Origin of the sequence: Sphingobacterium sp. LRF_L2, from assembly GCF_965644235.1 — a bacterium.
Taxonomy (GTDB): domain Bacteria; phylum Bacteroidota; class Bacteroidia; order Sphingobacteriales; family Sphingobacteriaceae; genus Sphingobacterium.
This window is the reverse complement of the sequence record NZ_CBFFRI010000003.1, coordinates 449,320-474,250: the sequence shown is the minus strand read 5'-3', so window position 1 is coordinate 474,250 and position 24,931 is coordinate 449,320. Positions and strand designations below refer to the sequence as shown.

The 24,931-nt window shown below is 41.1% G+C and carries 22 protein-coding genes and 1 tRNA gene; 9 read left to right on the top strand and 14 right to left on the bottom strand.

Translation table 11 applies throughout. The features are described from left to right. Positions 1 to 7: 7 nt before the first annotated feature. Complete coding sequence (locus ACSZOX_RS08055; RefSeq protein WP_437919354.1) at positions 8 to 2,659, bottom strand: TonB-dependent receptor plug domain-containing protein; 2,652 nt, start codon at positions 2,657 to 2,659, stop codon at positions 8 to 10. A gap of 90 nt (positions 2,660 to 2,749) precedes the next feature. On the opposite strand from ACSZOX_RS08055, the gene purD reads away from it, so the two are divergent. From purD to ACSZOX_RS08030, 5 genes are all read left to right on the top strand, one after another. Continuing rightward, positions 2,750 to 4,024: a phosphoribosylamine--glycine ligase gene (gene purD / locus ACSZOX_RS08050; RefSeq protein WP_437919353.1), complete on the top strand. Its 1,275-nt coding sequence runs from the start codon at positions 2,750 to 2,752 to the stop codon at positions 4,022 to 4,024. A gap of 98 nt (positions 4,025 to 4,122) precedes the next feature. Beyond that, positions 4,123 to 4,194: transfer RNA gene (locus tag ACSZOX_RS08045), tRNA-Glu, on the top strand. Between the two features lie 252 nt (positions 4,195 to 4,446). Further along, positions 4,447 to 5,325: an SDR family oxidoreductase gene (locus ACSZOX_RS08040; protein ID WP_437919352.1), complete on the top strand. Its 879-nt coding sequence runs from the start codon at positions 4,447 to 4,449 to the stop codon at positions 5,323 to 5,325. A 9-nt stretch (positions 5,326 to 5,334) separates the two neighbouring features. Next, positions 5,335 to 6,252 carry a helix-turn-helix domain-containing protein gene (locus tag ACSZOX_RS08035; RefSeq protein ID WP_437919351.1) on the top strand — a complete coding sequence of 306 codons (918 nt, stop codon included), beginning with the start codon at positions 5,335 to 5,337 and terminating at the stop codon, positions 6,250 to 6,252. A gap of 290 nt (positions 6,253 to 6,542) precedes the next feature. After that, on the top strand, positions 6,543 to 7,244 hold the full coding sequence (locus ACSZOX_RS08030; RefSeq protein ID WP_437919350.1) for a hypothetical protein: 702 nt from the start codon (positions 6,543 to 6,545) through the stop codon (positions 7,242 to 7,244). Positions 7,245 to 7,807: 563 nt separating this feature from the next. On the opposite strand, the gene ACSZOX_RS08025 is transcribed toward ACSZOX_RS08030, so the two are convergent. The 10 genes from ACSZOX_RS08025 to ACSZOX_RS07980 all read right to left on the bottom strand — a co-directional run bounded on the left by ACSZOX_RS08025 (position 7,808) and on the right by ACSZOX_RS07980 (position 17,291). Next, positions 7,808 to 8,062 carry a hypothetical protein gene (locus ACSZOX_RS08025; RefSeq protein WP_437919349.1) on the bottom strand — a complete coding sequence of 85 codons (255 nt, stop codon included), beginning with the start codon at positions 8,060 to 8,062 and terminating at the stop codon, positions 7,808 to 7,810. A 173-nt stretch (positions 8,063 to 8,235) separates the two neighbouring features. Next, the gene (locus ACSZOX_RS08020) at positions 8,236 to 8,799 is read right to left on the bottom strand and encodes a biliverdin-producing heme oxygenase (protein WP_437919348.1); all 564 of its coding nucleotides are present in this window, start codon (positions 8,797 to 8,799) and stop codon (positions 8,236 to 8,238) included. A 13-nt stretch (positions 8,800 to 8,812) separates the two neighbouring features. Further along, positions 8,813 to 10,087 (bottom strand): S41 family peptidase, encoded by a 1,275-nt coding sequence (locus tag ACSZOX_RS08015; protein ID WP_437919347.1) that lies wholly within the window; start codon positions 10,085 to 10,087, stop codon positions 8,813 to 8,815. 158 nt (positions 10,088 to 10,245) lie between these two features. Beyond that, on the bottom strand, positions 10,246 to 10,530 hold the full coding sequence (locus ACSZOX_RS08010) for a hypothetical protein (RefSeq protein WP_437919345.1): 285 nt from the start codon (positions 10,528 to 10,530) through the stop codon (positions 10,246 to 10,248). A gap of 15 nt (positions 10,531 to 10,545) precedes the next feature. Further along, complete coding sequence (locus ACSZOX_RS08005) at positions 10,546 to 11,568, bottom strand: hypothetical protein (protein WP_437919344.1); 1,023 nt, start codon at positions 11,566 to 11,568, stop codon at positions 10,546 to 10,548. Positions 11,569 to 11,774: 206 nt separating this feature from the next. Then, positions 11,775 to 12,443: a hypothetical protein gene (locus ACSZOX_RS08000; protein ID WP_437919343.1), complete on the bottom strand. Its 669-nt coding sequence runs from the start codon at positions 12,441 to 12,443 to the stop codon at positions 11,775 to 11,777. A gap of 78 nt (positions 12,444 to 12,521) precedes the next feature. After that, complete coding sequence (locus ACSZOX_RS07995) at positions 12,522 to 13,247, bottom strand: hypothetical protein (RefSeq protein ID WP_437919342.1); 726 nt, start codon at positions 13,245 to 13,247, stop codon at positions 12,522 to 12,524. A 19-nt stretch (positions 13,248 to 13,266) separates the two neighbouring features. Further along, a complete protein-coding gene (locus ACSZOX_RS07990) occupies positions 13,267 to 14,064 on the bottom strand; it encodes an HmuY family protein (RefSeq protein ID WP_437919341.1) in 798 nt (265 codons plus the stop codon). A 39-nt stretch (positions 14,065 to 14,103) separates the two neighbouring features. Continuing rightward, positions 14,104 to 14,838: an HmuY family protein gene (locus ACSZOX_RS07985; protein WP_437919340.1), complete on the bottom strand. Its 735-nt coding sequence runs from the start codon at positions 14,836 to 14,838 to the stop codon at positions 14,104 to 14,106. 8 nt (positions 14,839 to 14,846) lie between these two features. Continuing rightward, positions 14,847 to 17,291 (bottom strand): TonB-dependent receptor, encoded by a 2,445-nt coding sequence (locus ACSZOX_RS07980; RefSeq protein ID WP_437919339.1) that lies wholly within the window; start codon positions 17,289 to 17,291, stop codon positions 14,847 to 14,849. A 316-nt stretch (positions 17,292 to 17,607) separates the two neighbouring features. Between ACSZOX_RS07980 and ACSZOX_RS07975 the strand changes: the two genes are divergently transcribed. The 4 genes from ACSZOX_RS07975 (at position 17,608) to ACSZOX_RS07960 (ending at position 21,820) form a co-directional block, all read left to right on the top strand. Beyond that, positions 17,608 to 18,459 carry a heme/hemin ABC transporter substrate-binding protein gene (locus ACSZOX_RS07975; protein WP_437919338.1) on the top strand — a complete coding sequence of 284 codons (852 nt, stop codon included), beginning with the start codon at positions 17,608 to 17,610 and terminating at the stop codon, positions 18,457 to 18,459. A gap of 22 nt (positions 18,460 to 18,481) precedes the next feature. Beyond that, positions 18,482 to 19,525, top strand: a complete 1,044-nt coding sequence (locus ACSZOX_RS07970) for a FecCD family ABC transporter permease (protein WP_437919337.1) — start codon at positions 18,482 to 18,484, stop codon at positions 19,523 to 19,525. A 45-nt stretch (positions 19,526 to 19,570) separates the two neighbouring features. After that, complete coding sequence (locus ACSZOX_RS07965) at positions 19,571 to 21,409, top strand: heme ABC transporter ATP-binding protein (protein ID WP_437919336.1); 1,839 nt, start codon at positions 19,571 to 19,573, stop codon at positions 21,407 to 21,409. A 99-nt stretch (positions 21,410 to 21,508) separates the two neighbouring features. Continuing rightward, positions 21,509 to 21,820, top strand: coding sequence for a transcriptional repressor (locus ACSZOX_RS07960; RefSeq protein WP_437919335.1), 312 nt, complete (start codon positions 21,509 to 21,511; stop codon positions 21,818 to 21,820). Here the strand turns inward: ACSZOX_RS07960 and ACSZOX_RS07955 are convergent. From ACSZOX_RS07955 to ACSZOX_RS07945, 3 genes are all read right to left on the bottom strand, one after another. After that, entirely contained in the window at positions 21,810 to 22,787 is a 978-nt protein-coding gene (locus tag ACSZOX_RS07955) for a helix-turn-helix transcriptional regulator (RefSeq protein WP_437919334.1), read from the bottom strand. The genes ACSZOX_RS07960 and ACSZOX_RS07955 overlap by 11 nt on opposite strands. An 87-nt stretch (positions 22,788 to 22,874) precedes the next feature. Further along, positions 22,875 to 23,435 (bottom strand): hypothetical protein, encoded by a 561-nt coding sequence (locus tag ACSZOX_RS07950; protein WP_437919333.1) that lies wholly within the window; start codon positions 23,433 to 23,435, stop codon positions 22,875 to 22,877. Positions 23,436 to 23,629: 194 nt separating this feature from the next. Continuing rightward, entirely contained in the window at positions 23,630 to 24,742 is a 1,113-nt protein-coding gene (locus ACSZOX_RS07945; RefSeq protein WP_437919332.1) for a glycoside hydrolase family 88/105 protein, read from the bottom strand. Positions 24,743 to 24,931 lie beyond the last annotated feature (189 nt).

Below are 24,931 nucleotides of genomic sequence, written 5' to 3'. Positions count from 1 at the left end.
TTTGTTTTTATTTTACATCGAGCGTCAATATTTTTCGCGCGATTCGGCCCATAAAATCTAAGCCTTCTATGGTGATAACATATCGACCTGCTTCATCCGATGTGTAGAAGTCAAAACTTGCCTTGCCATCGTTGTCGGAAACGATATTGGGTTCCCAATGGATGGTTGTACGAAGGTCTTGGTTCAGTTTGGTCTCCGAATCAACTTCATAAATTGGCTTGTAAAAAATTTTGTTGATATGTAAGCCTTGCGGTTGGACAGTAACAATACCTTTTGGGGTATAACTTCGCATGGCATCTTTACCTGTTTTTGAGGTGATGATGAGAAGACCATTTCCGCCATATGATCCATAAATGGAGGTGTAGTTAATATTACGTAGTACCTCTACACTTTGTATATCAGAAGGATTGATCATAGAAAGTTGATCGCCTTCAATGTACATACCATCCAATACCACCTGCATTTCTCCGCCACCTCGCGTTGTGTGCGGAACTCCGTTTTGGAAGGTTACACCCATTAATCGACCGTTGAGACACATGTCTAATGTAGGACAGGTTTCGAGATCTTCAGCGGTGATAACTTGATCAGCATTGCCTGGCCCGTTTAGGTTAGCGGAGCTTTCTGATGCTTTTTTCGCGGTTCTCCTTGCTGTGACAACGACTTCTTCAATAGCAATACTTTTTTCCATAAGGCCTTGTGCTTCGAGACCTGCAAAATATTTCTTGTTGTTTAGGATGTCTTCTAGAAAGGAATAGTTGACGTCATTTCTTTCTCCTGGCGCATTTTTATTGATGTCGTGAGTCGGAATAGTATTTTCGGAGATGATAATATCGATGTTATTTTTTCCTTTCTCGTCTTTTGCTGTGATTAGAAACTTAGCACTATCTGGAAAAAGGAGATTGTCAAATTCAAAATAGCCCTCCTCATTTGCTAAGGTATCAATATAATCCATAAAATTTTTTGTGGACACCAACATTAGTTTTGCACCGGAAGCGGGAGCTTTGCGGCCTAACTTCCTTGCTTGTCCTTTAATTGATATGGCTTTTTCGGGTAGAAAAGATGGTGCTGTCGCCTCTAAGTTCGCTTTCCATTCCAGCTTTCGCCATCCCTGCGTCAGGAGTAAATCATCAATCTCTGTGCATTTCAATCCTTGATCAAAATAGTAACCAGGATTCTCTATATAGCCCGAAAGGTCTGCATTTAGGAGGAGACTTGAAAGTATATTTGGGCTATTTTTCCAATCCTCTTTTTTTATTTTAGAGGCGTTGACGACAGAAGCAGAAAGTACAGCGTTGCGAATACTGTCCTGTGCTGTTCCTGTTTGTATGGAAACAGATACTTTTTTTCTAGGACTGCTTGTGGGGGAATTTAAATCGGCAGTAAACGGAACAAATTGACTCTCGTTGCAGATGAAAACAGGGCGCTCTATAAGCGGAATAAGTTGATCATTGAGGATACTTATCGTGAGGACACCCGATGGTAAGTCCTTTTTTGGAACGCTGAAAACAAGTTCGTTTTTTGATGCATTCTGCTTAGAGACATAAAAAGTACGTCCTAAGTAATGAAGGATAAAGTAGATGGAACTTCCATTTTGTTTGTCAGCGCTGAGGTTCACTTGTGCAAAGAGCTTGCTATCGGAAATGTTGTTCACCTGGATGCTATATCCTGATTGGCTATATGCAGGAAGGGCGGTCGAGGTCTGTGTACCATCCTCAAACACTGTTACGCTGGTAAAGGTTTCATTTTCTTCAACAAAGAGCGGCGCAGAGCCCATCCCTAAATTATTGGTTTGTATGCGTGCTGCGGTATCACCTCTTGACGTTAAAATGTATGTGGTTGCTTGGATACCGAGTCCATTTGGCCTTACTGCTTTGACCGCAATTTTATTCAGCGTCCCGGCGAGCAGCGTTCCACCTTCCGGAAAGAATTGAATATTATGCTGCTGCGTTTCTTGCTGGGGGAGTTTGAAAATCTTCTCTACAGGAGCCTTTTCTTTATTTTCGAAAGATACGGTCAGTTTCGCATTCCCATAATCCGATTTAAAGGGAATATTAATACGGCCTTCGACATCAGTGGTTAATCGGCCACTTTTTAAATTTTTGTTGGCTCTTGTTATTTCATAGCGAATTTTAGCATCTGCCAACGGACGTTGTTGTAGATCTTGAAACAAGATGCTGTAGTTTCCATCCTTTAATGCGGACTGCGTTAACACGTTGTCTAGGCGGCCGTTACTAATTTGTATATTTTGTTGAAAGAAATAAGCGGAACTGTCGTTGCGCATCCAGTTGCTATACCCACGTAGGCGATACGTTCCTTCGATCAATGTGTCCGAAAGACTGATGTCACCAATACCGATACCACTAAGCAGAGGTATTTTCATGTGCGCAACTATTTTATCTTTAGGACTCACAAGATCGATGTAGGCTATCTTGCTTAAGTTGGAAAGCATATTCTCTACACCGATAACTTCGTATGCTTTAAACCATATGGTTTCGCCGGCAGTGTAGTTGGGTTTGTCCAGATGCAGATGTATTTTTTCAATAGGTCGAGAGTCGTGGTTGGTGTTTATCTTTTGAAGAAGAGCTTCAATATCCTGTGCCCCTGCGACTGCGCTGACAAGCGTTAGAAAGCAACTTAACGCAAATTTTTTTAAGATCATATTGGTCAAAAATTTACTCAATTTACAAAAAAATACGTAGACCAAATTAATTTTTGTAGATTATTGATTTACATCGGTATCTTTGTCGTTATGAATATCTTAATAATTGGATCTGGCGGAAGGGAATCTGCCTTTGCTTATAAACTATCGAAAAGCCCGAAATTAAATCAATTGTTTATTGCACCAGGAAATGCAGGAACAAGTCAGTACGGGAAAAATGTGGATTTAAAAGTTACGGATTTTGAAGGTATTGCTTCTTTCGCCTTGGAAAATGCAATAAATATGCTGTTGGTTGGTCCAGAAGAGCCTTTAGTAAAAGGTATTCATGATTATTTTCTTGAACGTGAAGATCTTCGTCATATTCCAGTTATTGGTCCTCAAAAGGAAGGTGCCCAATTAGAAGGGTCGAAAGATTTTTCAAAGGAATTTATGTTTCGTCATGCTGTCCCAACAGCGGCTTATAAATCGTTCAATAAATCAAACCTAGAAGAAGGGCTAGCGTATTTAGAGACACAGAAATTACCTATTGTATTAAAAGCGGATGGTTTAGCTGCAGGGAAAGGCGTTTTGATTTGTGAAACGTTGAATGATGCTAAGCAAGAATTGACGGCAATGATTGCAGATGCGAAGTTTGGGGATGCAAGTTCTGTTGTGGTGATTGAAGAGTTTCTTAAGGGAATAGAGCTTTCCGTATTTGTTCTTACAGACGGTAATTCCTATAAGGTATTGCCTTCTGCAAAAGATTACAAACGTATTGGTGAGGGAGATACAGGGTTGAATACAGGTGGTATGGGATCAATTTCGCCCGTTCCTTTTGCTGACGAAGTGTTTCTTTCGAAGGTGGAAGAACGAGTTATTAAGCCTACCATAGCAGGTTTAAAGAAAGATAATATTCCTTACAAAGGTTTTATTTTTATTGGATTGATGAATGTAGAAGGAGAACCTTACGTTATTGAATACAATGTGCGTATGGGCGATCCTGAAACGGAATCGGTTCTGCCACGGATAGAGTCTGATCTTATTGATTTATTGGAAGGTGTAGCGCAAGGCAATTTGCATGAACGTTCTTATACCGTTAGTGCCAAGACTGCTGTTACGGTCGTATTGGTTTCTGGTGGATATCCTGGCGAATATGAATCTGGAAAGGAGATCACAAATATTGAAAATGTTGAAGGGTCTATTGTTTTTCATGCCGGGACGAAGGAGGTCGATGGTAAAGTTGTTACAGCTGGTGGACGTGTTTTAGCGGTAACAACGCTTCAGGATAATTTATTTGACGCGTTGCAACAGGCGACAGCAGATGCCGGCAGGATCTTTTATGAGCGTAAATACTTTCGAAAGGATATTGGTTTTGATTTGATTTAAAAAATAATCTTTTCAATTTCAGCTTTTTATAAAATAGCTCGAAAAAATATTTTGGTGATATAAATAATGCTCTTATATTTGCATCACCAAAAGCAAATGGCCCGTTCGTCTAGGGGTTAGGACGCAAGATTTTCATTCTTGAAACAGGGGTTCGATTCCCCTACGGGCTACAAAAAAAGCGACTTCTTAAGAGTCGCTTTTTTTGTGTCTAATTAAATTCTTTGGCTTGATGCCGGATCCTCCATACCTGCACCAATTTCCGTCCGTGTGTGTGAATTTAAAGGTTTTTAGTGAATGGCAAGGCGTTGAAAGACTGTGTTTGGCTACAAATACAATTTCCTTTTTGGCTACAAGAACCTGAATTTAGAACACATCCATTCTTTTCATTGTGTTGATCTTTGTATCGTAAAAAGAATTATAAAATGAAAGTATTCGTAACGGGAGCTTCAGGCTTTATTGGTTCTGCGGTAGTCAGAGAATTAATTAGTGCAGGGCACCAAGTAATTGGTTTAGCGCGTTCAGAAAAATCTGCAAAAGTCGTTAACGATTTAGGTGGAGAAGTATTAACAGGAAGTCTTGAAGATTTACAAATCTTAAAAAAAGGTACTTCGCTTGCTGACGGTGTTATTCATAACGCATTTTTTCACGACTTTACACAATTTTCGAAAGCCGCTGAAATGGATAAAATAGCGATTAATACAATGGGTGAAGCATTGCTTGGCACAGGCAAACCAATTGTGGTAACCGCAGGAATTTTAGGCTTGCCACTGATCGATGGGAATATCACAGAAGAAAGCGTTCTTTCAGCGAGTTTTGCACGCTATTCTGAAACTACAGCTGTAGTATTGGCAGAAAAAGGTGTCAATGCCTCGGTAATCCGTTTAGCACCTTCAGTTCACGACAAAAAAGATGCTGGATTTATTCCATTCATCATTTCGCAAGCACGCAAATATGGTATTTCCGCTTATCCCGAAGATGGTAACAACCATTGGACAGCAGTGCATCGCTTAGACGCTGCAAAGGCATTCCGGCTGGCGCTAGAAAAAGGTACAAAAGGTGCGTTATACAACGTTGTAGGCGATACAAGAATTAAACTAAAAACAATCGCAACCCTCATTGGAGACACACTCCATCTGCCTGTTGTCTCGTTGTCAGGTGATAAATTGACAAAACATTTTGAATGGATGAGCCATTTTATAGCATCTGACAGCCCGGCAACCAATTTAAAAACACAGGAACAATTAGGTTGGAAACCTACCGAGATAGGATTGTTGGAAGATATGCAACAGAATTATTTTTAATTTTGTGTTATGGAACAGCGGCAAACACAAAGAATAGAATCAATCAGCGAGTTTCACAAGTTGCGCGGTTTACCCAATCCCGAACATCCACTGATCAGCGTGGTAGACTATTCAGCCATCAAATCCGCTGCCGTTACCCACGAGGTAAATTGGGTGCTTAACTTCTATATGATTTCCCTTAAAAAAGGCATTGGTGGAAAGATGTATTACGGCCAACAGGAATTTGATTTTGATGAAGGATTGATGGCTTTTATGGAGCCTAATCAAGTTTTTAGAATACAAGTCGACCCAAGTTCGACCGAAAAGCGTTCGGGATGTATGTTGCTCATACATCCCGATTTCCTATGGAACACATCTCTTGCCAAAATGATTAAGCGCTATAATTTCTTTGATTATTCGGTAAGCGAAGCCTTGTTTCTTTCAGAAAAGGAAGAAGCGACAATAAATGGAATTATCGAGAATATTAAACAAGAATATCACAACAACATTGATAAGTTCAGTAAACAAATTATCATTTCACAACTTGAAAGCCTACTCAATTATTCCGACCGTTTTTATAATCGTCAGTTCATAACAAGGGAGAAAGCTAATCATCAAACTTTGGAAAGGTTAGAAAACTTACTTGACGAATATTTTGAGAGCAAGGTTTCAGAACACGGATTGCCATCGGTTCAATTTATCGCAGAAGAGCTGAATGTGTCTCCCAAATATTTAAGCACTTTACTGAAGGTCTTGACTGGACAGAACACGCAACAGCACATACACGAAAAGTTGATAAATGTTGCCAAAACGAAATTGTCCACGACAAATTTATCGGTTTCTGAAATTGCCTATGAATTAGGCTTCGAGCATTCACAATCTTTCAGCAAACTTTTTAAGGCAAAGACGGAAATCTCGCCTTTAGAATTTAGGCAATCATTTAGCTAAAAAAGCGAAATGAGTATTTTAATGGTAGTTATTAATAAAAGGTTCAATTCGATATTGTTTATGTAAGACAGTTTCTCTTCTGTTTTTCAGCAAAAGAAAGATAGCATGACAATTGGCTTAATCAAATATCTTGCAAATCCAGAAACCGAAAATTTAAACAATTACTGTAGATCAGCTACTCTTAAACAAAACTTGATGTACGAATATAAAGGTGTCAAAAAAACATTTTCTGTATTTTAGAGTTTTAATTTTTTGTACAACACAATCAATTTGGTGTATTTTTAGTCTCAATGAAGGATTATGAAGTCTATTTTCCCGCTGTAAAATCTGTTCCCGATAAACTGATGACCTATGTGCTGTTCGGTTTTTTCTTTATTTTGATGGCTTCGCTGGTGACTTGCATTCTTGCTATTCCGCTCGCTTTTCAATTTGAGCGTGGAAACGCACCAGGCTGGGGAGGTATTATCTTTGATGTTTTTTATTATGCACTCACGCTTTGGCTTTCGTGGTGTATTTTTAGTCGGTATAAAAAAACAAAAAGAATGAGGCTGAAGGAAATCGTCGTGGATCGTGATGGTATACATTATTTTAGTATCGATGGAACGAAAAACTCTATTTTATATGCTGAACTAGAAAAATCGACCAAAATGTACGAGAAAGATATCGATTGGAAACCCAGAATCAGAAATTCAGTGGGCTATATACATGGACACAGGGGCGGCAATCATTTAAAGATTAGCTTCTATAACAATGATTTTGGCGCTGCGCATCTTATTAAGAACAAAAATAAATTGATTGCTCATTTTTTGAAAGGTGTAAAGCGGTTCGATTCTAGCCTAAGTATTTCCGATAGTGTTTTCAGTGAATTTCATATTGATAAAAATACGTTCATATACGACAGAAAAGGACATTTGAAATTTGTGATTACTTGTATTATTGTCTTCGTTTTAGTCGCACTAGCAATTTATTATTTCATGCGAATAACCGGATGATTTTATGATCAACTTAGCAGGAGATAATCTTGCGAATGCTACTGCATTGGAAAGAGAATGGAACGCGAAGCTTAATGATCAAACAAATTCATAATTTTACTTCAGATGAAAGATTTTAAGAATGTACCTTATATCTTATTTTTTTAACATTATTATCGATGAGTAATTTAAAAGCTCAAACCTTGCGCTTAGAACCTTTCTGACCTGTTTCTTTCCTGCCAGGAAAAACTAAAAAGCCCCCATAAACGACACTTAGTCTGAACCAACCCGATATAAATCTGTACCAACCGCATCACAGTCTATCACAACCGCATAGCAGTTTATTGCAAACTAGAATAAGTTTATCACAAACGTAAATGCGTCTGTCGCAAACGAAGACAAGTTTATCGTCAGCTTGCATCTGACACCCCAACCGCATATCAATCTGTAGCAACCGCGATTGCGTTTGTCACAAACGAAAATCAGTTTACCGCAAACGCATCCAAGTTTATAACAAACGCATATCGGTTTATCACAAACGAAGTTCGGATACGACAAACTTACATCAGTTTATGACAAACTTTTTAGCATCTGCCCTTATTTCGGCTCTCTTCCATAGCCTTCAGAAGGTCCTCTTCGACGTAAAAATCCGTCTCGTTCAAGCGCATGGGATAGAGCAGACCCGAGCGGACGTTCCCATTATACTTGCTTTCGCTCGTACCTAATTTTTCAATCACTTCGTGCTTTGTCCATAGCGTTCTATCTTCAAGAGGCAAGAGTTTCCTTCCATAAGAAGGCTTACTATCCTCCAGCGAATTAAAGATCTTATGCAGTACCATGAAAATATGCTGCACCTATATTTTCATAGCATAAGTTGGTTTGTATAGTTTCATGGTTCTCAACACAAGCTTTGGTTGGCAGCCCTAACGTCAAAACGGAATGCAGCACGAGGAAGAGAGAAGAAAATGTCTCACGGCGTTATAAAAATACACAGGTATTGTGCTCCTAGACGTTAGTTTACCTGCGCTAATTCGTTGAATACAGCACCAAACTGTAAGAATGTTTTTTGAGCAACCTCTACGGCGGATTTTTCCTCCTGTTCATTTTGAGGCGCGGCATTTAGTGCTAGCGTAAACGATTGCCACATTTTTCCTGCATCGGCTCCGTAACCACTGAAAAAAGAAAATCCCCGGCTAATACCTAACTTTTGTAACATTTGCACGATAAATGGTCCTCCCATGATAGACCCCTCCATAACGTATAGCGCTCCCATAGCTTCGGCTGAATTAGCAATGGAGGGGGGATGGGTAACAGGAAGGTTATCCAGGTCACCGCCAAGCGCTAAGATATCGGCCTTGATAAAAGAAGAGTTGCGACGTGTTTGGTGATCGGGTAGTATATCTGTCGTGATAAAAGGTGCGATAGCACGCTCTACAGCAAAAAAATAGGCATAAAAACACTTGAGCAAAGCGATATAATCTTGCTCTGTTTTAATGTTTTTGATACGTAATACGACTTTCTTCTCTGTTTCCTGATGCCCCGATTTGGTAGCTTCTTTTATGGCAAGATGTAACATAATGAATAAAGGGTTAAAATTTAAGTTTCTGTTTATGGCTGATTATTGGAATAAATGTCGCCGATTTCTGTTGTTTGTTTGTCGTTGATTGTAGCCTGTAGGTTTTTGATATGTTGCCGCGCATTGTTTTGCTGACGCTGTTCGCTTGTATATCAGCTAATACGGCCTGCAAAGCAACTTCGCTTGGATTACCGAGCATGTTGTTTGTCATATTTGTCACTTCAATGTCGACTTCCATACCGTTGTAATAATCACCCCAGCCCTCGGCATTGTGTAGACTAAAACTTGCCAAATAGAGCTGATACTGATCTATGATTATGGGAAAGAATCCCACAGGTTTTCCGTAAGTGCGTTGGCCAACGAGTACACAGGGCAGGTGAGGTTTTAAGCTACTGATTAGTAATTCTGCCGCCGATGCGGTTGATTCTGATACAATAAAATAGATCTTTTCAATACTTTCGAGGGAGCCAACTTTACTGAAATAGGTACTATTGTTTGCTTCGGTATAGTCAACGTCGGCCATCGTTGCTAGACGACCTTGATACTGTACCGTATTGCCATCACTGTCTAGATACGGTTGAAATTGGAGAATACGAGCTGTTCCATTTTGAAGGTTCGTATTAAAACGTTCACTATACATCAGCTTGCTGTTTAGGGCGGGAGGCGCTAAGAGGTTTGCTACATACTCTGCCGTTTCTACATAGCCTCCAGGGTTATTCCGAAGATCGATAATAGCAATTGATGGAGTCTCATTCGAAAAATCGGCAAATCGGCTATCTAAAGTTGTTTTGCAGTCGCTCAACAATGGAAAGCCATCTAGCGCGAGATAGGCGATTTTGGTGCTGCCAACTTCAAAAATCCCAGATGCGGCCACAGCGGTGGCATTGCTCAGTGTCGTAGCGGCCACCAGACCAGAAGAGCCGCTGTTTTCTTGGAGGAAGGAATAACGAGGAACAGAAGAGGAGCTTTCTCCCTCATAGGGAATTGCTGTGCTCGGGTTAATTGCATATTGCGTAATATCAAAAAGCTCTTGTCGGTAGACTGATATTGTTGTTTCTTTGGTATTAATATAGCGTTCACGCGGATTAAATACGGAATAGCTTGGTAAACTGCTGTTCCAAAGATATACTTGCCTTGCGTAAAGAAAAATAGAATCTAATGTCAGCTCTGTCCGCGTTCCTGTCGAGGGGGATAGCTGTTCATCCACAGTGCTTGGCTGCGTATCTTCTTTTTTACAGGCATTTATTAGTACAACTGTACTTAATAGTGTAGCTAAGCCTATTCGCATTGTTAACGTCATTATACCCTGATTTTTCGATTTTAATTCTTTTGTTATTCATCACTTAAAGCGTAAATAAAGGCAATAATAGCTTCCTTTTCTTCGGCCGACAGGCCAAGTGGTTGCATATATCCCGAAAGTGTACCGATTCTAATATAGCCTGTTCCTCACGGCATTTCCTCATTTTTGGCATCAATCACCTCTTTTAATGTGGAAAAGGCACCATTGTGCCAATAGGGAAATGTGTTCGCGACATTTCGTAAGCCCAACGTTCGGAACTTGCCGATATCCGCTACCTGCCCTGTGGCGACATGACGCCCCGAGTCCAGCGTACTGTACGACGAGGGCGACGAATAGCCCAGGTTGTGGCAGTTGATACATTTGCCCTTGGTTCGGAACAGGTGTAATCCTTCGATTTCCTGGTCGATCAGCGCATCGTAATTTCCTTTCACAAACGTTAAGTCAGGCTATTCTGTGACAACAAGAGGCGTGCTGGTATTTGTAGAATACGATGTCGTTCCAGCTGATGTTTTTAGATATATACCGTTGTATTGTCCTAATGGTGTATCTTCCGGAATCCTTACCGTCAAATAATGCCCATCTTCTGTTGCTGATACAATTTCCAGAGGAGGTTGTACGCTCGAACTCGCCGAATAATAAATTGTTCCCTCCGTTACAGTATTGAGTAATGTACCACTAATGACAAAAGTCTCTCCTCGTTTAATGGTTGTTATGGGAAAACCTAAAGAACTACTTGAAGCAAGTGTTGTAGCAAAAGCAACCGTTCCCTCCCTAACATTAAGCCAATATTTCAGAGTTGTATTAGAATTAATTAATTCATAGGCACCATTTGTTATGTGTACCTCATATAATCCCGCGGGGGTTTCATTAGGGACCCAAAAAGATAGTTTATTTGAACGCATACCTGCTACTTCACAAATATATTCACTATTGTCAGTTTGAGAGATCAATTCTACTTTTGTTTTATTTAGATCGACCAATAGATTATCTAAAGATCTGGAGACGTTGGTTGTTGTGAAATTGTATAGACTTCCCCTGACAATATTGGCTGTAGTTAATATCGTGTATGTCGTTGGTGGTGTCTGTCTGTAATCAATTTTTAGAAAATAATCCTTGCTGGTACCTGCTGCTGAGGTGACGGTGTATTTAGTGCCCGTCTCAAAAGCTACTGTTTCGCCAGATGCCGGAGAAATACTAGCTGAATCGGGTACAGTGATCGTAGGATTGATGGTTTCCGGCAGTGAGACATATGACGACCACAGAAGCACAATACTATCGCCTTTAATTGTTGCTTCAATAGGGGAGTCTATATCAAATTCGGAAACTGTAAAAGAGACGATGCCTGTATTGCCTGAGACAAATAAAGTGTCGCCTGGAATTTCGTTGTAAAGATCGGTATATTCTGTTTTGCAAGATATTACCAGAAGAAGGATGGTGCAAATTGCAAGGTTTTTTATATTATTTAACATTATTATATGTTTTATCTTGTTACTTTTGTTGTTTATTAAAGATGTTAGTGCTTTTTAGCATCTGTATTTTTTGATATGCAGCCTACTTTCTCGATGCCATTTCGATGAAATTGAGACAGGTGATAAGAGGGGAATGGCACAGACTGGTTCAATAGGTTCGTCCATCCCCTTTCCTTTCATAACAACTTGTGTCTTTTTTTTACTATTTATTTTGCTTGTCCGTATTTAAAGGAAATGTCGCTGTAGTAGCCAGTCGCATCCGTACCAAAGGTAATAGATTGTACCTTAATAATATAGGCAATAGATGCGTTGGAAGGCGTGGACACATACTCGTAGTCACCAGATCCATTAGCATCTTTCCAAACGGCAATCGCATAAGATGGGCTCATTACGTGGGTTACAAGATCATAATAGTAGTAACCAATATCAAAATTATAGCCCAATAGAGTGCCATCGTCATAGCCCAGTACATTGTAAGGATTGCTGGATGGATGAGAGCCAACATATGCATTCTTAACATCAATTGCTAAATCTAGCCAAGGGCTACATACAGTTGTAGAATCCAATCTACCGATATACCAATTGTCAAAGGAAGCTTCCTGAGGTCTGAAGAAACTTCCATATATACCTTCCAATCTCAATGGTACGACTCCATCCAAAGTGAAATCGACCGGTGCCCAATTTCCATAAGTGGAAGAAGGTGTTGCAGTCCTATATACGCGTACTACCGTATCTGCAAATGTACAGTCACTGCTTAATATAGCTGTTTCCGACTGCAATTCTAAAGATTCGACAGTGGGAGCGTCATTTTTGTTACATGATGTAATTGTGAAGGCTACTATAGCCATCAAAGCGATACTTTTAATTTTTTTCATTTTTTTAATTTTATTTTTTTAAAATTTGCAATTTTCACGGTAATATGGCTGTGAAAAAGCAGGCTGGCATATATAAAGTTATTGTATAGTTCTAATACGGAACGGATACTGCATAGTCACGTTGTGCGCATAGCTCTCCAAATGAAACCAATAATCCGTATTAGCTTCCAAAGTTGCTCCATTACCATTAGCATCGCTAAATACATATGTTATACTGTATGAACGGATGATTCCACCCGGATTAAGTTCCCATAGCTTATTTCCTTCGGCATCAACCACGTAAAGCCTTGTCACTTCATAGGCAGGTAAAAAATTACTACCTGTAATCGTCGCTGCACTAAAGTTATTACTGTATTGGGTTGTTGTCGTCGCTGATGATATTTCGTTGAGTAATAGGCTTGCTTGTTGTACAACAGTAATGTGTGTATAGGTATTGCTGCTTCCATCACTTGCGGTCACGGTAAATGTAACTGGTTCTTCAGGAAATACAGGTACAAGCTCGTCAACAGAAGGGCTTACTGTCGCGCCGTCTGGTAGGTCGATCTCCACTTCAAGGTAATTGTATTGGTAGAATGCGGGTAAGTAAGTCGTGATGGTTTTGGTACTATCATTGACTGCGCTATAAATAACGTGGCCTTGTCCACCACTGACAACCCGAAATGAGTCAATGCGAGCATTGGGTTTGTCAATGACAACCTCGGTTACCAAATCGGCTTCTACATCTATCCAACGGTCTTTTTCTTTTGTACAGGAAAATGTTAAAATTGTAATTAATACGAGAATCGTGATTTTTATATTATTCATTATTGTAAGGTTTTCTTCGTTATTTTACTTCAAATTTGCTACTACCACTTGGAACCATTACGTACTCAAAAGTGAAGTACATGTGGGGTGTATTGCGAAACCACTCTTCTTGTTTGAATGCGTCTTTATAGCAGCTCACCATTTTTAGTTTGGCATAATTACCCTTGGCTGTTTTAATGACCAATGTGCGTGGTTTTACTTTGTTGCCGTTTGCCAAGGTCAAGGTGTCAGCCAAAGCATAAGCAACATGGGCATTATCGTAAGCGCCATCGCGTACAAGTATGCCATCAAAATCATAAAAATACCAACCGATACCATTTCCGAGATCGCCGTTTATATCGGTACCAAAGAGGTCTACTCCAGTTTTAAATTGGCTATCTTCGGGTATATCGACAACTGCGTCAAAAGCTTCTTCTAAGATGAGGATGCCACCTACCGCGGCAGTCCCGTAACCATTGTTTGAACTGTGCGTGCCATTATTGGCCGATAAGAAGCTATTGTATAAGCCGCCGAAGGCGAGATCCCAAGTTCGTGTCTTTTTATAGTCGCTACTGATATCTTTGTTACTCTCTAAGCTATAAAAAATTGTAGGTGGGGCAGTTGTCGAATTGTCTTCGGTGGTTGCGGCAAAGTTTTCTACGCGTATCAACTTGTAGAAATTACCGTAGTCTACGGTTTCTTCTTCCTCCTCCACGATCTCCTCTTCGGTTTCTGTAATCGGATCATCTTTGCTACAAGATGCCATAATCCCGAAGATAAAGATGAGCATCATCAAGAGGTATTTTTGCAAAGTAAGACCTGTGTCTGTTCGTGTCATCGTTTTATTTTATTATTTATCTGTTTTCTCTTTTTACACTTAGTTTGTTTGTAGGTTTCGACTGCCATCTTGCTGTACATAATAGCGGAACGTAAAATAAGGTGCTGGCCAATACAGGTTAGTGACTGTTGGTGGATTTCCTTGGTAGGCATTGACCAACTCCAGTTTAGCGTATTTGCTACTCGCCAGACGAATCACCCATGTGCGGTTTTGGATCGGTACCATGATATGGGTATCCAGGCTGTAAAAGAACCATCCATAGGCGTCGTTGCTTTGCGCCCAACCGATTTTGATGATGTCACTGTTGTCAAACTCCTCATCTGTGGGGGCCCAGGTGACAGCGCTATAGGCGGAGTCGATCATCAGCACGGCGCCCTTTGTCGCCGCACCGCCATAGCCAGGATTGTAAGGGTCATTCGCGTTGTTCACGAAAACTTCGCTGTTATAAGGCCCAGTAAATGCCAAATCCCATTGATCCGTCTGCAACCATTCTGCCGAATCTGCCGCGTCGTACAGCCAGATTTGTTTCTGATCGCTGAAACGGAAAAGAAACGTGTAAAAGCCGACTTTAGTTCTTCCTTCCACAGTACCACTCACAGAGCCATTGGTATCGCCCGCTAAATCCCTTATAACAGTGCTATATCCATCGTCTAGTCCATCAGAAAGGTCATCGTCTTTTTTGCAGGATACGAAGGACAACGTTAGCATGAACAGGAGGATCAAAAACCTGTTGATATCCTGTTTTTTTCTTCTAGTATTACGTTTTATATTCATTTGCTTTTTTATCTATAAAACCGATAACTTAACCCCAAGAGCAACACTCGTCCGGGCTGCCCGAGGATCAGCCTGTCGGTGTAGTCCATTATATTGTCAGCGGTAAGTTGTATGCTCAAACGCTGTTTTATTAATTTCTTCTCTAGAACCGCATTTACAAGGAAATATCCGTGGACAAAGGTGTCATATGGGTCTATAAATTGATTATTATTGGCGTCACCAAAAGCATATTTGCCGCGGTAGTTGACGCGGATATTAGCAGAAATATCCCATGGTGAATAGCGGTAGAAGACCCGGAAATTTGCCATGTGACGGGAGCGGTTTTCCAATCCGAAATAATCGGAAAGGGCAGATGCGCGGTCTTCACCTGTCGCATTGTTGCGTACGAATGCATAGTTTCCCGTACCGTTGCGGATACTATCCATGATGCCCTTGTCCTTGCTCACGAGGTATTGGTACCCGGCACTGATCTCCAGATCTTTGACGGGGCTATAGGCAATGGAGGCATCGATCCCGGTGTTGTAAGATCGGGGCAGATTCTGGTACGTGTAGATGTCGCGTACGTTTGTTCCTATCGCCACACGTATGTTGTTGATCTGATTGTGGATATCGTGGTAGAATGCGTTGGCCTCCACTTTGAGGTTGCTGCTTGCTCTCCAGATAAATCCGCCATTGAAGGATAGCGAGCGCTCGGCCTGCAGATTCTTATCCAGTTGGTTGACAAGATATTCGCGCATCTCACTGATTTCGCCGTCTTCTTTCATCTGTTCGAGGGTCTCGTGGAGGCGTTCGGTGCCGATCACCAAGTAGTTTTGTGTCGGGTTGCGAAATATCTGGAAGCGCTGCCTATAGTCGGGCGTTTTGAATCCGCTGCCCAATGCGGCCTTGAGGGTCAGTGTAGGCAGGATGTGGTACTGCAGCCCGAGGCTTGGATTGGCACGCGCTCCAAAACTGTTGTGATGGTCGTAGCGCAGCCCACCCACGGCTTCCAGCCTGTTGCTGATCTTCCAGTCGGTCTGCAGGTAGGCAAATCCGCTCCATAGCATGCCAGGAACCTCATAGTTGTTGTTGTCCATGGCTTCGGCACTGCCGCCCAGCCCGCCTGTAAGTTTGAGATGGCGGTAAGGCGCATAGGCAAACTGTTGCTCAAAACGGTGCAAGGTCTGTTCGAATTTCTCGAGGCTAAGCAGTACGCCGGTTTCTTTAATGGCTACCTGCATATCCGACAGATAACGGGTGAGGTAGTAGCGGCTCATGCTGCGCAGGCCGTTTGTGAAACTCTTATCGTAGGTGAGGGAAGCATTGATGTCCGTCAGGTCCTGGTTGTCAAGGAGGGTATTCAGGCTACCGCCGGAAGCAAACCCCTGTTGCTGTTCGGATCTGCGCAGTGAATACCGAGCCGAAGCGCCAAGCGTGCCCGTTTCGGTGAGTCGATACCGCGCCCTTCCCTGTAGTGCGTATTCGTCAAAAGGAGGTACAGTAGTCCCACTAGCCATATATGGGTCTACATTGAAGCCATCACTACGGTAATAGTTTGCAGAGAGGTTTGCCGAACCGCGCTGATGGTGAAAAGGGGTTTCTCCTTCCAATGTCGCATCGACGATATTTAATGATCCGTAGCGCAGGGAAGCCAATGCCTGAGGTTGTAATGCACCGTGACGTGTCACGATATTAATGGCTCCGCCCAGTGCCTCACTACCGAATAAGCAGGAGGAAGCACCTTTGATAATTTCGATACGCTCGATATTGCTTACACTGATGCGTGAAAGGTCGAAGTTGCCGTTATTGCGGCCTACCATGGGCTGTCCGTCTATCAGAATCATAACATATTCGCTACTAAATCCTTGCATCTGTATACCTATGGCACGCGAACCCGAGCCAATGTCATTGACCATCGTGATGCCTGTTTGTTCCTTGAGCACCTCGTCGAGCCGACGGCTACCCATTTGTGCAATCATCTCCTTTCCAATGACCGTAACCGGCATTGCCGAACGTTGGATATCAAGAAGATTATCGACAGCTGTTACCTTACCCTGCACCTCAACCTGATCGATCGTATTTTCTTTTTTCTTTAAATGTATGTCGAGTGTGGCTGTTTTATCCGCCTCGATAATGATTATTGTAGTGTCGCTTTGGTAGCTGATCTTGGAGATGTAAGCTGTATATCGGCCAGCAATTATGTTCTTAAGTTGAAAAGAACCAGAGGCATTCGTATTTATACTGTGTAAGTCTGGCTCTAATAAAATGTTTGCACCATTGAGAGGGTGACCGTTATCGTCTAGCACTCTACCGGTCAGATTTCCCCTGAATCCTGTCTGACTTTGGGCTGTACCGGTACTGATTAGTGAGATGGCCATGCTGATAACGAAAGTTAAATATGTAAAATTCAATGTAATATAAGGCTTGTTATTTTTAATCGTTCTAAATAAAGATTGTGTTACAAATATGGACATTACCCTGTTTAAGTGATTTGTTCAATCCGTTTTTTCTTTTGTTCAATCCGTTTTATTTTTTGTTCAATCCGTTTTTTTAAGACCTATATAAAAATCTTTTGATGTTTTTTTTTAGTACTTTATTAGTGTATAATTTGCTTTTTATCAATTGTTTGTGTTGTTTTTTGTTTGTGGGGCAAACTCATTTTGATTTGTTCAATCCGTTTTTTTTAGAAAAACGAACAACTTGTATTTAGATTGATTAAATGCTTTTTTTGTGTCGGTTTAGTTGAAACAAAGTGCGACAACGGCAGCGTTGTTTAAGAAAAATATAGAGATGCTGATCAAAAGAATTTTTATTACCACATTCATTTTTTGTTTACTGTTTAGTATTCGTGTTTATGCAATCCCCAAGCGTATCATCAGCTTGGGGGGAGCGATTTCTGAGACAGTAACAGCCTTGGGATTTGGATCAAATTTGGTAGCTGTTGATGTTACGAGCACGTATCCAGAAGCCGTAAAGCGCTTGCCAAAAGTGAGTAAAAATAGATCTGTTTCTACCGAAGGATTAATCAGCTATCGACCGGATTTGGTAATAGCTCCTCATGGTGATGTTCCGGAAGGGATTGTACAAGCATTGCGCGGTGCAGGAATTCGTTTTGTGACAGTGAAGCAGGAGTATTCTGTGAAGGGGGCGCTCATTTTTATCCGCGAGATTGCAAATATCCTTGGCGTTAAAGCGAAGGGAGAAACTCTCGCTTTAGAGACTGAAAAACGGATCCAACGAGCACAGCAGACGGTGAAAGCCAATATTAAATCTAAACCGAAGGTACTTTTTATCTATGCTCGAGGTACGGGTACGATGACGGTCGCGGGTAAAGGGAGCAATATGGATGCAATTATAACATTGGCGGGTGGTAAGAACGCAATACAGGAGTTTAATCGTTATAAAACCTATAGTACAGAAGCTTTGGTGAATGCGAATCCCGATGTGTTGCTTTTTTTTGATTTCGGAATACAAAGTTTAGGAGGCAACGCAGGGGTGTTAGAGATGCCTGGTGTGGCGTTTACCAATGCAGGAAAGAAGAAACAGGTGGTCTCTGTGGACGGAGGATTAATGGTGAATTTTAGTGTGCGGCTTGATCAGGCAATTCTAGCCTTGCATAAGGAATTGATGGCATCGAAGTAGTAATAAGTGCTGTGGAGAAAAAATGACAAAGAAAAGAATCATATATGTAGGGCTTTCCATAGGCTTGCTCCTTGTTATCGTACTCTCATTGGGAATGGGAGCAATGAAAATTTCGTTGTGGGATGTGATCATTATCCTTGGAAAGCCTTTGGGATTTTTTGATAGGTATGTTGTCAATGAGTTGCACGAGAATGTTTTGTTTTTTGTACGACTTCCTCGTGTTATTTTGGGAGTGCTCGTTGGAGCAGCTCTTGGAATCTCCGGTGCATCTATTCAAGGTATTTTTAGAAATCCTCTTGCTGAACCTGGTTTGATTGGTATTTCTGCTGGTGCATCTTTGTTTGCAGTGTTGCTTATAGGAATGGAAACACTATTAGTTGTTTCTCTAGCGCCTATTTTTGGGCTCTATCTTCTCGCTTTTGGCGCTTTTACCGGGGCGGCACTTGCTGCGGTTTTGGTATATCAGTTTTCGAAAACCGAAGGAAAGCCAAACGTAGCCACCATGCTGTTGGCTGGAATAGCAATAAATGCACTCGCGGGAGCATTGACGGGACTGTTTACTTATCTTGCTGATGAGCAACAGCTGCGGACTATTACTTTTTGGATGTTGGGTAGTTTGGGAGGAGCGAATTGGCCAACGGTGATCGGGGTTTTACCTTTTATCGTAATTCCCTTAGTTGTGCTTCCATTCTACGGGCGGGGACTGAACCTATTCGCAATTGGCGAGAGTCAAGCCGAGCAGATTGGGATGAATCCCAACAGAATTAAGTTGGCTGTTGTCCTCCTGTCAACGCTCGCAGTAGGTGCTTGTGTTGCGGTGACTGGTATTATTGGTTTCGTTGGCTTACTTGTACCGCATATCATTCGACTGCTAGGGGGAGTGGATCATCGCCTTGTGCTTCCCGCTTCAGCTCTCTTGGGAGCACTTGTGCTAACGGTTTCCGACCTATTGGCTCGTATTCTGGTTGCGCCAGTGGAATTGCCTATCGGGGTGATTACTGCGTTACTGGGTACGCCTGTTTTTTTGTATATTTTATATAAAGACAAAAAGAAAATATTGAATTAGTTTTCCTCATTGTGGAAATCTGATAACCTGTTAGCGAATTAATTTATGATAAGAGTTGAGTCGATAAGCTTTGAAATTAACAAAAGGCATTTGCTGAAAGATATTACTTTCAGTATTCGTAAGGGTGAAATGCTAGCGATTCTTGGCGCCAATGGGGCCGGAAAATCGACATTGATGAAGATTTTATGTCGTGAGAAACAGCCATCAGAAGGTCGGATTATGTATAACGGCCGTGATATGCAAGCTTATTCGTTGAAAGAATTGGCCGGTATGCGTGCAACGTTGTATCAACAGAATGGTATCAGCTTGGCTTTTAGCGTGGAGGAGGTCGTATTGATGGGAAGATACGGTAAGTCAGAAAAGCAGAAACAACTTCCTGATGAAACGGTTCTTGCGGAGACGATGAGCATTTGTGGTATAACACATCTGGCAGAACGATCGATGTTAACGTTGTCAGGTGGAGAGCAGCAACGTGTTCATTTTGCGCGGGTTCTCGCGCAAATTTGGGATAGCAAAGATGCGCTATTATTATTAGATGAACCGATTTCTAATTTGGATATGCTCTATCAGCATCAGACATTGGCCATTGCCAATGCACTAACAAAGAAGGGCTTTATGGTAATATGTGTATTGCATGAGATTAATTTAGCCGCGCAATACGCTGATCGTGTGATTATGCTTAAAGGTGGGCGAAAATGGTGGGATGGTACACCAGAGGAGGTGTTCACTTCAAAAAATATATTCTCTGCTTTTGGGGTTGATGCTTCGGTTCGGATGGATCCCCAGACCTTGACAACACAAGTCCTGCCCGTAGCTATTCGTTTGGAAGCAACGGATTTCAACTCAAATATTGCCGCATCTTACCACCGTCTTTCTTTGGAAGATCGATATCGGGCTTATCGGATTCAATATCCAGATCAACCATTGTGGAAATGTGCCAGTGCACTAGGCGTTAAGGAGGCTGAACTCTTGTTGTTGAGGTTGAAGAGCAGCGTGGTGCTGCTACGTCCAGAGATGGAAATGATTTTACAGGCGGTCGAAAATCTCGGCTGGGTGAAAGCAATTACCTATAACCTGAATTGTGAGAACCATCGTGAGGGAGTTTACCGGAATTTTACGCAGGAAGAACATGTTACCTTATTTTTAGGAGAGGATATAGATCTACGCATTTTTACACACCGTTGGGCTATTGCTGTCGCTGTACAGACTTCAGGAGAGGAAAGTCTGCAGTTTTTTGACAGACAGGGCAATGCGGTTCATAAAATTATGCTCACAGAGGGAAGTTATCAAGAGGCATTTTTACAGTTGATTAAGCGTTTTGAATCGGAACAGCAGGTTGGACCGAGCTTTGAAAGGGCAATTCGCAAAGAGAGGCCTGAACGTCGGGATGCCGAAATTGATGTGCAGGACTTTCAACATTCTTGGGATAGTATGCAGGATACGCATGAGTTTTTTGGGTTGTTAAAGCGCTATGGAATGAGTCGTATGCAGGCTTTGCGATTAGCGTCTGGGCGACGGGCGATGCAGGTAACCTTAGAATCTTTCCGTCGAACGCTTGCGCAATGCTCGGTTGAAAAAGTTCCAGTCATGGTATTTACGGCGAATGAGGGCTGTGTGCAAATTAATACCGGTAAGTTGGAACGCATTGATCAACAGGGGGCATGGCTAACCTTGAGAAGTAATGCGCAAGGCCATATCAGCTTAAATGAAGATGCTGTCAATTCTGTTTGGCATGTGGTAAAGCCTACGCAAGACGGAGATGTCAATTCCTTGGAACTATATGATGCGGATGGTGAAATGATTGTACAGTTTTTTGGCGAACGTAAACCAGGCGTTGCAGAATTAGAAAGTTGGCGTGAAGCAATCGGGTTTGGTGTTGTTTAAAGTGGTTGGGTGAATGGAACAAAATTTTAGAATAAAGAGATCGTTTGAAACGATTTTTTATATAACCGATCTATCAGTCTTTTGAAAAAAAATAAACAGATGAAGAAAAATCAGTTAAATTATTTCGAGAAAGCCAATCATTTGGATTGGTTAATACACCAATTGCAGACGTATTGCCTATCTCGGCGGATGAAATATTCGGAGCGCCGTTTAATCATCGCATTTAAACTTGCAGAGATTAACCGAAAAGTAGAGGCAGAAGAGCTTTGGATTTTACTTAAGAAAGATGGGTATACCATTAGTATTGCATCGGTATATCTTAATCTGAGTGTGCTTGTTGATGCAGGAGTTTGCATTTCGGAAAGGCTGACGCAACGTCAAGCATTATATGCTCTTCGAGCTACAGCTTAACCTCACTAGGTGGCATACCGTAGTATCGCTTGAATGCATTGGTGAAACTAGCTTGATGCTTGAAGCCAACCAAATTCCCGATTTCATACATGTTGCCTTTTTTTTCCTCGACAATCAACCGTCTTGCTTCAACCATACGCTTACGGGTGATGTAGTCATAAATTGTGGTGCCAAAGTACCTCTTAAAGCCTGTCCTTAACTTTGATTCATTCAATAAGGCTCTTTTTGCTAACTCTTTTTGCGTCGGTGGATTGACGTAATTTTGCTCTAGTAGCTCCCGAACACGATCCAGTTTTTCAATATCTTCATCCTGCAGTATTTCTTTGTCATCTTGCAAGTATTGGCTGAACTGCTCCAGCTGGTACATTATAAGCTCTAGGATACGTGCATCAGTAAACATACGCTTTAAGTGTCCATCTTGTTTACATTCCTTTATCCCTTCAATCGAACTTCGCATTTCAGGTGTTACATACAGGTCTTCATCAGTAAATGAACTCGATATCCCCTTGGCCATTTCGCGGATAAAATCTTCATGTAATGGAGAGGTGGTATCGACTAAATTTAGATAATAATCTTTGGATAGCACAACCAGAAAATAGATGTACTCCATTTCAGAACGAACTTCATAAGATTCTTTCTGTGTAGGCAGATAGCGTATATTGTGTCTACTTCTTCCGTATCGCGCTTTGCTTTTGTTTCCTGATTTTTTTTCCTTGCTAAAGATGAATTGACTGGCAATGGCGTCTCCCTCTATTTCGGTCTCTATACGTACATTTTCACTAAAGTTCATTTCGGCATAGAGTAGAAAAAGTCCATTTGTAGACAATTGGTAGTTTTTCATGTCAACAGGTGTTTGACGAATGTTTACCTGCCTTTCAGAAAGACGGTGGTCAGAAACGAATTTTTCAGGAAGTTCTTCCATAAAAAGATATTCGTTATGGTTCTCAATCTTCGCTTTGATTAACATGGTAAGTAGATATATAGTAAGTTTAGCATTAGCTATTACAAATATATCATATTATTTATAAAGAATCTAAATAGTGTTAAATTTATTTCAATAGTTTTGGGATTTCCTTTGTGTGTGTAGTTGAAGAGAGAGGAGGAGCGTACTTTTTTCAAAATAGGTTACGGCTTCCAATAGATTGTCAAATGTAGCGTCCTGTAACTGTCGTTGCATATCACGCAAGTAGTCTTTTAAGATAGATATGCTCCAATTGTCGGAGTCTTTTGGTAGTTCAATACGTGGAATATACCGGCCTTTGGTCAATAGCGCTTTTTGAAAAGCTGATCGGATATTTTTAGCCAGTTGTTCCGTTAAGTTTTCTGTTTTCGCTGTTGAAGTAGATTCAGTATTGATTTTGTTACTGTGACTAATACTTAATAGTGTATTTTTTGCTATTTCTAGAAAGGCACTTCTAATGAGGTCGGTGTCTTGTGTTTCCCAAGTAAATATCTCTACGAATTCGTCCACCTTCTGACGTGCTTCTTGTAATTGTATATCTATTGTTTCTGGTAAATGAAGTTTTTTTGTCCGTTGTCTAAGAACATTTGCTTCTTGGGATTTGGCCACAAGTTCCTCACTGGCTCGGAAGTAGTCAGATACATTATTGTCCATTATACGATTTGAATGCAATCAAACATAGCAGGAATTAACATCGACGAATATAGTATTTTTCGTCTTTATTTTTTGTCGTTTTTGGTAATAATGAAATTTCAGGTATATTTTTGGAGCAAGGCCGGCGGCAGAGATGATTGCATAAGGTTAATAATCTCCTGTGTATTTGGAATGAACACAGGAGATCAATTTTTTTAGTTGATCTTGCCTTCTAATAATGCTACGGCACACCATAAGTAAGGCGATTGACCATGATAGTCACCGATATGCCGTGGTCTATCATAGTAATATTGCTTGTCATTCTTTTTATTCGTACCAACACAAACCTCCCTAACGTCTCCATTTTCGTTAATATAAGGAACAAGTGCCATCCATGCCTTCCTTGCAGCAGGGGCATATTCTTTTGCATCAAGCCAGCCGTTCTTTACACCTTTGATAAATGCAAAAGTAAACATTGCAGATCCGGATGTCTCCGCCCAGCAATCTGGATCGTCGATTAGTTGGTTCCACATACCGCTAGGCATTTGATATTCTTTTAAGCTCTTCATCATCTTTTGGAAGCCTGAAATAATACGAGGACGATCCGCATGATCTTTTGGAAGCTCCTGTAGCAATATGGCCATACCAGCCGCCATCCATCCGTTCCCACGACCCCAATAGAATGGTACATCTGGCGCGTGGTAGAACAGTCCATTTTCGCGCTGCAGTGTGTCTAAATACAATACCATCTCCCGAGCTGCACGATCAATATATTTGTGATCTCCAGTTACACGGTACGCTTGGCTTTGCACAACAGTAATCATATACATATCATCAATCCATAAACGTGTTTGCCACGAGTAGTCTTGGTCTGCCCATGCCTTTTCTTTAAGGTTTGCTTGTTGAGGAACCTGCCATTGGGTGTCTGCATAAGGCATTCCCAATTCAAGATAACGCCTTTCCTTTGTAATTTGGTACATGACTAGTGGTAGACTGCCAAACATGTTTAGATCTACATGGTTCATGATTGGTAACAGCTTTGCTTCGCTAGAAAAAAGTGGTTCGAATTTGTGCTGTAATTTTTTGATAAGTTCCTCATTTTTTGTGAGTGCAGCAAATTGAAAGGCTCCAGTCCAGTTAAATGTTTCGGGATAACTAATCCATTTTCCGGCATGAAGCATATGTTTTGCTTGTAAAAAACGATTGGCCAAACGATTGCCGATTTCTTGTGGATTGTATCCTGAAGGAAAGTCGTTCAGCATGTTTTGTTGTGCATAGCAGGTGCAATAGGAGAAAAGTAGGGTTAGAAAAACAATTTTTTTAAACATAAGTAATCTGTTTTTAATGGTTAGTTCTTAATGATTTGATGCTAGTTTTGGCACATTTGTAAAAGAATCTTTGTCTTTTATTGTTTATATAGGTTATGTTTTGTCCCAAATAGTTTAAGATAACTACATTGCGATATGATAACGACTCAAAATTAACAAATAGATGAAGGACGATTTTATACAAACGTC